The following is a 1,134-nucleotide window of genomic DNA, read 5'->3' as shown; positions in this document are numbered from 1 at the left end:
CGTCCATGCTGGGCGATGTCGCCAGCATCGGCCGGAACATGGCGGCCGGAACCGACGACGTGGCCGAATCGGTCAAGGGTCTGACCGACGCCCTGTCCGAAGGGTACGCCGGCATCCGCAAGCTGGATGACCAATACAATTTCCTGACGGTGGACGAGCGCCGGCAGATCGAGACGATGGCGCGGCATGGCGATCAGGCTGGCGTGCTCAAGACCGCGATCGACGCGCTCCACCGGCAGTTCGACGGGCTGCACGAGAAGGCGCTGAGCCCGGCCGGCGCGGCTATGGAACGCCTGTCCGCCGGCTACAACCGCTTGCTCGACTCCATCGCCAGCCGCCCCATCGTCCTCAAGGGGCTGGAGACGCTGGCCCTGCTGCTGGACAAGACGGCCGGCAGCATCGGAGAGCCGACCAAGGCGGAGCGGATCGCCGGCATCCGCCGGGAGCTGTCGGATCTGGATGCGCAGTACAGCCGCCTGCCCGAGGCGACATCCGGCATCCAGGCCAACCACGAGGCGATCATCCTGCGCCGCATCGACCTGATGCAGCAACTCGCCAAACTGGAGAAGGAGAGCGCGGCAAACCAGTCGTCGCAAATCCGCACCGGGGCGCCGCGCACCGCCGGCACATCCAACGCCCGGAGCGGGATGCCCGACCCTGCCGCTGCCAAGTATGTGAGCGAGCAGGCTGCGGCCTTCGAGCATCTGTCCGAAGCGATGCAGGGGAATGCCATCCAGCGGACGCTTGCTCAGGCCGACATGCGGGCAGAGGAAGAGATCCGCGACCGCCGCCTGCGCGGCTTGGCGGCCGACGAAATCAGGACCATCCGGCATAAGGAGGCGCTGCTCCAGCTCACGGTCGCGGTGGTGGACAGCAACCGGGCCGCCGCCGCTGACGTCGCCGGCAACGAGCTGGTGGCGCGGGCCTACGGCGTGTCGTCGGCAGCGGTGCGCGAGGCGACGCTCCACCAGAAGGCCATGGCCGAGGCGGCGCGGGGCACGATCGAGCCCTACGACGCCATCGTGGCCCGCCTGCGCGCCGTGGATGACGCCCAACGGGCCGTCCAGGCGGCGCAGTACGACCAGACCCTGCGGCAGCAGGCCGAGGACGCCGAGCGGCTGGCCTCCGCCTGGG

The 1,134-nt window shown here is 69.8% G+C and carries 1 pseudogene; it reads left to right on the top strand.

Annotation, left to right across the window (positions count from 1 at the left end):
• Positions 1 to 1,134 (top strand): annotated as a pseudogene (locus J2847_RS33900) (hypothetical protein); the annotation flags it as partial.

The sequence above is a fragment of the Azospirillum agricola genome, from assembly GCF_017876095.1.
Taxonomy (GTDB): domain Bacteria; phylum Pseudomonadota; class Alphaproteobacteria; order Azospirillales; family Azospirillaceae; genus Azospirillum; species Azospirillum agricola.
Note: the sequence above shows the minus strand (reverse complement) of the source record. Positions and strands in the feature narration are given on the sequence as shown.